Genomic DNA, 6274 nt, shown 5'->3' on the forward strand with positions numbered 1-6274 from the left:
CGGAGCAGTTGGATGGCACGAAATGGCGCGGATATTCTCGTCGATACCCTGATGGCCTTTGGCGTCGACACGATCTTCGGCCTGCCGGGGGACGGCATCAACGGCATCATGGAGGCCATTCGCCAGCGGCAGGGGCGCATCCGCTTCATTCAGGTGCGGCACGAGGAATCCGCCGCCTTTGCGGCCGTGGGCCATGCCAAGCTGACCGGGCGGCTGGGCTGCTGCCTTGCCACCACCGGTCCGGGCGGCACCCACCTGCTGACCGGGCTCTATGACGCCAAGCTGGACCGGGCCCCCGTCATCGCCATTACCGGCGCGCCCTATCATGACCTGATCGACAGCTTCACCCAGCAGGACGTGGACCACAGCAAGGTGTTCATGGACGTGGCGGTCTACAGCGCCCGCCTGATGGGAGCGCGGCACGTGGAGAACGCCGTGAGCCTTGCCTGCCGCCATGCACTGGGCCACCGGGGCGTGGCGCACCTGAGCGTGCCGGTGGATGTGCAGGAGGAGCCGGAAGAGGCCGAAACGGCGTCTGACAGAAACGTGAAAAATCACGTGTCTCTGGCGCGGGCCGAGGATATTCGCTGCGCCCCGCCGGATGAGATTGCCCGCGCCGCCGAGGTGCTGAACGCAGGAAGCAAGGTCGCCATTCTGGCGGGTCAGGGCGCGCTGAGCGCGGTGGACGAGCTGAAGCGCACGGCGGAAATTCTCGGCGCGCCGATCATCAAGGCGCTGCTGGGCAAGGGCCTGCTTGCAGATGACGACCCGCTGACGACGGGCGGTATCGGCCTGCTTGGCACCCGCGCCAGCCAGGAGGTGATGGAGGCGTGCGACGCGCTGCTGATCGTGGGCTCGACGTTTCCGTATATCGAATATTACCCCAAGCCCGATCAGGCGCGGGGCGTGCAGATCGACCGGGACCCGACCCGCATCGGCCTGCGCTTTCCGGTGGAGGTGGGGCTGGCGGGCGATGCCCGGCAGACGCTGGCCGCGCTCAACGAGAAGCTGGAGGAAAAGGCCGACCGCAGTTTTCTGCAGGAGGCGCAGCGCTGGGCTCGGGAATGGCGCGACCTCTTGCGCACGAGCGTGGAGGAGGCGCGCACGCCCATGCCGCCGGGGCGCATCGTGCGTGATCTGGGGGACCGGCTGGACGAGAACGCGATCGTGGTTTTTGACTCCGGCCACAACACCGGCCTGATGGCGCGCTATGTGAACGCCAAGGCCGGGCAGAGCTATGTGGGCTCGGGATTATCCGCCTCCATGGCGTGCGGCATTCCCTATGCGGTGGCGGCGGCGCTGGCGTTTCCCGGCCGGCAGGTGGTGGCCATCATGGGCGATGGCGGCCTCTCCATGCTGATGGGCGAGCTGGCGACCATTGCCCGCTACCGGCTGCCGATCAAGCTCCTGGTGCTGAACAACGGCACGCTGGGGCAGATCAAGTGGGAGCAGATGCTGTTCCTCGGCAACCGGGAATATGAGTGCGACCTGACGCCCATCGACTTCGTGAAGGTGGCGGAGGGTTGCGGCATCAAGGGCTGGCGGGTGGAAGATCCGGCAGACAGCGCGGCGGTGGTGGAGGCGGCGCTCGCCCATGACGGCCCGGCGCTGATCGAGGCCGTCATCGATACCCACGAGCCGCTGCTGCCGCCCAAGCGCAACGAGAAATATGTGGAGAACATGGAAAAGGCGCTGAGGGAGGGCACCCCCGGCGCGGATGAAATTCGCGAGCGGCTGGCGACGGAACCGCTGCGGACGATGTGGGAGGGATAAAGGGGGGCGCACCCCTGATGCGGGCGGTTCAAGGTGAACCCAAGTGTCACGTATGACACTTTGCCGAGCTTTGGGGCAGTGGGTTTTTTTCGCGGGAATAATGAGAAACCCGGGAAAGCGGGAAACGCGGGAAAAAAAAGAGAAACCCGGGAAACGGGAAACCCGAAAACGGGAAAACCGAGAACCCTGAAAAATCGTGAAACGGGAAAACCGGAAAAAGGGTGAGGGGCGGAGGTTCGGCATGGGGGTGCGCATCTGCCTGTGTCTGACCCTCCGCCAGCCCGCGCCTGCCATCCGTGGGGGTTCGGTCGTCCGCAACCCTCACGCAGCCAGCGCGCCCTTACGGGCCGCCGCGGCCGCCGGTGGCGCCGTAGACCTGCCCGGTGGCGTAGCTGGCATCGCTGGCGGCGAGCTGGACGTAGATGGAGGCAAGCTCGACGGGCTGGCCGGGGCGGCCCATGGGGGTGTCCTGACCGAAGGTGGGGATCTTGTCCGGCGATTGGCCGCCGGTGACCTGAAGGGCAGTCCACACCGGCCCGGGCGCGACCGCATTGACGCGGATGCCCCGGCTGGCGAGCTGCTTGGCCAGCACCTTGGCGTAGATCATGTTGGCGGCCTTGGTCTGGGCGTAGTCGAACAGGTTCTCGGGCGGCTCGTAGGCCACGACCGAACTGGTGATGATGATGGCGGAGCCGGGCTTCAGGTGGGGAAGCGCCGCCCGGGTGATCCAGAACGGGGCATAGACGTTGGTTTTCATCGTCCAGTCGAACTGCTCGGTGGTGATCTCGGTGAAGAGGTCATGGCTCTGCTGGCGGCCGGCATTGTTCACCAGAATGTCGAGCCCGCCGAGCTGGCGCACCGCTTCCTCGACCAGGCGGTTGCAGAAGGCTTCCTCGCGGATGTCGCCGGGAATGGCGACGCCGCGCCGCCCGGCGGCGGTGATGAGCTGGATGACTTCGCGCGCGTCAGGCTCCTCGTCCGGCAGGTAGTTGATGGCAACGTCCGCCCCCTCCCGGGCATAGGCGATGGCGGCGGCGCGGCCCATGCCGGAGTCCCCGCCCGTGATCAGCGCCTTGCGGCCGGCCAGCCGCCCGGAGCCCTTGTAGCTGGTCTCGCCATGATCAGGCCTTGGCGTCATCTTCCCCGCAAGGCCGGGCCACGGCTGCTGCTGCGTGGGAAAGGGCGGGCGGGGATAGGCGGTGGTCGGATCGCGCATGGGTGCGGCGGTGGCAGCGCCTGCACCCTGCTGCGCCTGCTGGGCCAGCGCCGGGGCGGCAACGCCTGCCACCAGACCAGCGGCCATGCCGCTCACGACCCGGCGGCGGGCGGGGGACTCGGGGGCGTCATCAGACATGGCGTCGGCTCCTCTCCGGCAACGTTTCCCTGTGGCGAACGAACACTGTGGCCGTTGGTTGATTGCGGAAAGCCAATGATTTCCGGGCGTGCGGGCCGGAGGCGAAGGCCAACGGGGCGGGTGCGGCAATGACGTAACTTTAAATCAGGCGGACAATGCTTAAGTCTGTGGCACCTCAGAGCCTTCTTCCGATCTTCCCGGATCAGTCCTGGGCTCCTGACTTCCTTTGTGGGTGCATTTTCCGGGCTGTGGGATGTTTCATCCGGCTCAAAGACCGCACCGACTGCGTAAAGGCACGATTTATGGAACTCGAAGGCAAGGAAAAGCTGCGCTGGATCCTGAAGACCGGCGGGCTGGGCCGTTGTCCGCACTGCGGCAAGGGCAAGATGTTTGCCGGCTGGCTGAAGATGGCCAAGCGCTGCGAGGCTTGCGGGCTGGATTACAGCTTCGCCTCGCCCGACGACGGCCCGGCCTTCTTCGCCATGACCATCGTCTCCTTCCCGCTGGTGGGCTTCGCCATCTGGCTGGAGCTGGCCTACTCGCCCGGCTGGCTGGTGCACCTGCTGACCTCCGGCCCGCTGATCGTGCTCGGCTGCATGGCGTTCCTGCGCCCGCTGAAGGGCTGGATCGTCGCCTCGCAGTATGTGAACAAGGCGGAGCAGGCCGGCTCTGAAGAGCTGGGCCGCCGCCTGCGCGAGGGCAAGACCGGGGCCTGAGGCCCCGTTCGGGCTCGCTTCCGGCCCTCACTGCTGCCTTGGCGACAAAAACCTGTTGACAGGCAATAAACAATCATATTATAGGTTTTTGACGATCAGCGCTGTTGCCGGTCGCCGTACCATGTTGCGTGCTGCTTAAAGGGGGAAATGTCAGGCAGAAGCCTGACGGGCGCAACGGGGGAGGCGGCCATGGGGGGCGGGGTGTCTGTTTGGTGCGGAGCGGCGGCATGACGGCGTCGCTGATCAGCGCTTTGGGGCTGATGACCGGGCTGGGTCTCTTGATCTGGCTGACCGTGCGTGGCCTCAATATTCTCATCGCGGCACCGTTCTGCGCGGCCATCGTGGCGGCGGCGAGCGGCCTTGCGTGGCTACCGGTTGGCGAGATTCAGGGCGCTGGCGGTACACAGGCGAACTACGTCTCTGCCTACACGGACGGCTTCACCGGCTTCTTCCGGGACTGGTTCTTCATGTTCCTCTTGGGGGCGATCTTCGGCGAGGTGATGGGGGCCAGCGGCGCTGCCGCCAGCGTTGCCCAGTGGACGATCCGCAGGATCGGCATCCGCCACGCCGTGCTGGCGGTGGTGGTGGCCTGCGCGCTCTTGACCTACGGCGGGGTGAGCGTGTTCATCGTCGCCTTCTCGGTCTATGCGCTGGCGGTGCACCTGTTCCGCGAGGCTGACCTGCCGCGCCGGTTCATACCGGCTGCGCTGGCGTTCGGCTCGGTAACATTCACCATGACCTCGGCGGGCTCGCCCGAGATCCAGAACCTCATCCCGATGCAGTATCTGGGCACCAACGCCTACGCGGCGTGGGAGGTAAGCCTTGTGGTCGCCGTGCTGATGGCGGGGCTGGGCTACTGGTGGCTGGCCCGCATGGTGCGCCGCGCCGTGGCCCGTGGCGAGCGGTTCGAGGCACGGGCCGGAGACGCAGAGGCGATGGACCCGGCAACCCTGCCGAACCCGCTGCTTAGCCTGCTGCCGCTGGTGGCCGTGCTGGCGGTGTTTTTGCTGTGCCAGTATCCGGCGGAAGCGCCGGGTTTTCTCCAGCCGCTGCTACCTGCGGAATCGCTGGGCAAATATGCGCTGCTGGCGGCGCTGGGCGCGGGCGTTGTGATTGCGCTGCTGGTGGGTATGGCCCGGCGAGCAGAAATGCCCGCAGCCTTTTCGCGCGGCAGCACCGGGGCAATCATCGCCATCACCAACACCTGCGCGGTGGTGGGCTTCGGCGCGGTGGCGCAATTATCGCCGGCGTTTCAGGCGGCGGTGGACGCAGGGCTCGCCATGCCCGGCAGCCCGCTTATTGGCGCGGCCATTGCGGTGACGGTGATCGCGGGCCTGACCGGCTCGGCCTCGGGCGGGCAAACCATCGCCCTGCCGCTGCTTGCGCCGCATTATCTCGGCATGGGCGTTGACCCGCAGGAATTGCACCGGGTGGTCGCCATCTCCTCAGGTGCGCTCGATAGCCTGCCGCACAATGGTTATGTGGTGACGACCATTCGCGCCGTGTGCGGCGAGACGCACCGGGACGCCTATGGGCCGGTGGGCGTGCTGACCGTGATTGTGCCCGCCATTGGCACAATTGTGGCGCTCATTCTGTTCGCGGTGTTTTAGGGCAGGGCTTGCAGCAAATTTTTTGCAGGGGGTCGCCGTGCGCGAAGGCGCACAAACAATAGAGATGCCCCCCTACGCCCCCTTCCTTTTTTAGGCCGCGCCTGCACCTGCGCGGTTTGCCCCTCTGCATGGCAGAAAAGGAGACATGCTTTGCATTTCAGATAAGGGCGGGGTTGCTCTGGCTCGTAATTTTATAGGCTTTTAAAGGTAAAGTGTCACATATGACAGTTTGCCGGAAAGGGGTGCTTTGGCTGGCAGGAACGGTGAGAGCTTTGGGGAAGAACGGCGAACATTCTGAACCGCCGGATCAGATGGAACCGGGTTTCAAGCTCGGCCGCGAATGGGGCTTTTTATCGGGCGCGGGCGATGCTGTCATGCGCGGACGTTCGACCTTTGGTTGATCGCACTTTTGTTCACCGCAGGACACGCGTCCTGCTCGAAAGTTGCTCAAAAAAACGACGGGGGTGTAGGGGCCTGAGACCCCTGCGCCCCTTCAACGGCCCGCGGTTTGGGCGGCGGGTTCGGCGCGGTTGCGGTATTCTATGGGCACCCAGTCATATCCGCCGTCTGCCGAGGCGCGCAGACGGCCGACGCCGGGGAATTGCAGGTGGGGCGCGGCAATGAGCGCGGCCTCGCCAGCAAGGCGGGCAAAGGCTGTTTTGCGCACCGTGCGGGCGGCATCAGGGTCGATATCATAGGTGATGGTGACGGCAGGGCGGGGCAGCTGCACGGCCTCCACGTGGACGGTATCGCCGATGAAATGGAGGGACTGGCCGTTGCTGGTCAGGGTGTAGAACGCCGCGCCGGGAGTGTGGCCGGGG

4 protein-coding genes and 1 pseudogene are annotated in these 6274 nt (G+C 65.8%); 3 read left to right on the forward strand and 2 right to left on the reverse strand.

Going from position 1 to position 6274, the window contains the following annotated elements; translation table 11 throughout:
- The first annotated feature begins 12 nt into the window (after window positions 1–12).
- The gene (locus VIG90_RS11310; RefSeq protein ID WP_331593624.1) at window positions 13–1773 is read left to right on the forward strand and encodes a thiamine pyrophosphate-binding protein; all 1761 of its coding nucleotides are present in this window, start codon (window positions 13–15) and stop codon (window positions 1771–1773) included.
- 340 nt (window positions 1774–2113) lie between these two features.
- On the opposite strand, the gene VIG90_RS11315 is transcribed toward VIG90_RS11310, so the two are convergent.
- On the reverse strand, window positions 2114–3127 hold the full coding sequence (locus tag VIG90_RS11315; RefSeq protein ID WP_331593625.1) for an SDR family oxidoreductase: 1014 nt from the start codon (window positions 3125–3127) through the stop codon (window positions 2114–2116).
- Between the two features lie 302 nt (window positions 3128–3429).
- Between VIG90_RS11315 and VIG90_RS11320 the strand changes: the two genes are divergently transcribed.
- Both VIG90_RS11320 and VIG90_RS11325 read left to right on the forward strand, forming a co-directional pair.
- Window positions 3430–3843 carry a DUF983 domain-containing protein gene (locus VIG90_RS11320; RefSeq protein ID WP_331593626.1) on the forward strand — a complete coding sequence of 138 codons (414 nt, stop codon included), beginning with the start codon at window positions 3430–3432 and terminating at the stop codon, window positions 3841–3843.
- Window positions 3844–4070: 227 nt separating this feature from the next.
- A complete protein-coding gene (locus VIG90_RS11325; RefSeq protein ID WP_331593627.1) occupies window positions 4071–5453 on the forward strand; it encodes a GntP family permease in 1383 nt (460 codons plus the stop codon).
- A gap of 493 nt (window positions 5454–5946) precedes the next feature.
- Here the strand turns inward: VIG90_RS11325 and VIG90_RS11330 are convergent.
- Window positions 5947–6274: pseudogene (locus VIG90_RS11330) on the reverse strand (hypothetical protein); the annotation flags it as partial.

Source organism: Pedomonas sp. (genome assembly GCF_036515995.1).
Taxonomy (GTDB): Bacteria; Pseudomonadota; Alphaproteobacteria; order Sphingomonadales; family Sphingomonadaceae; genus Pedomonas.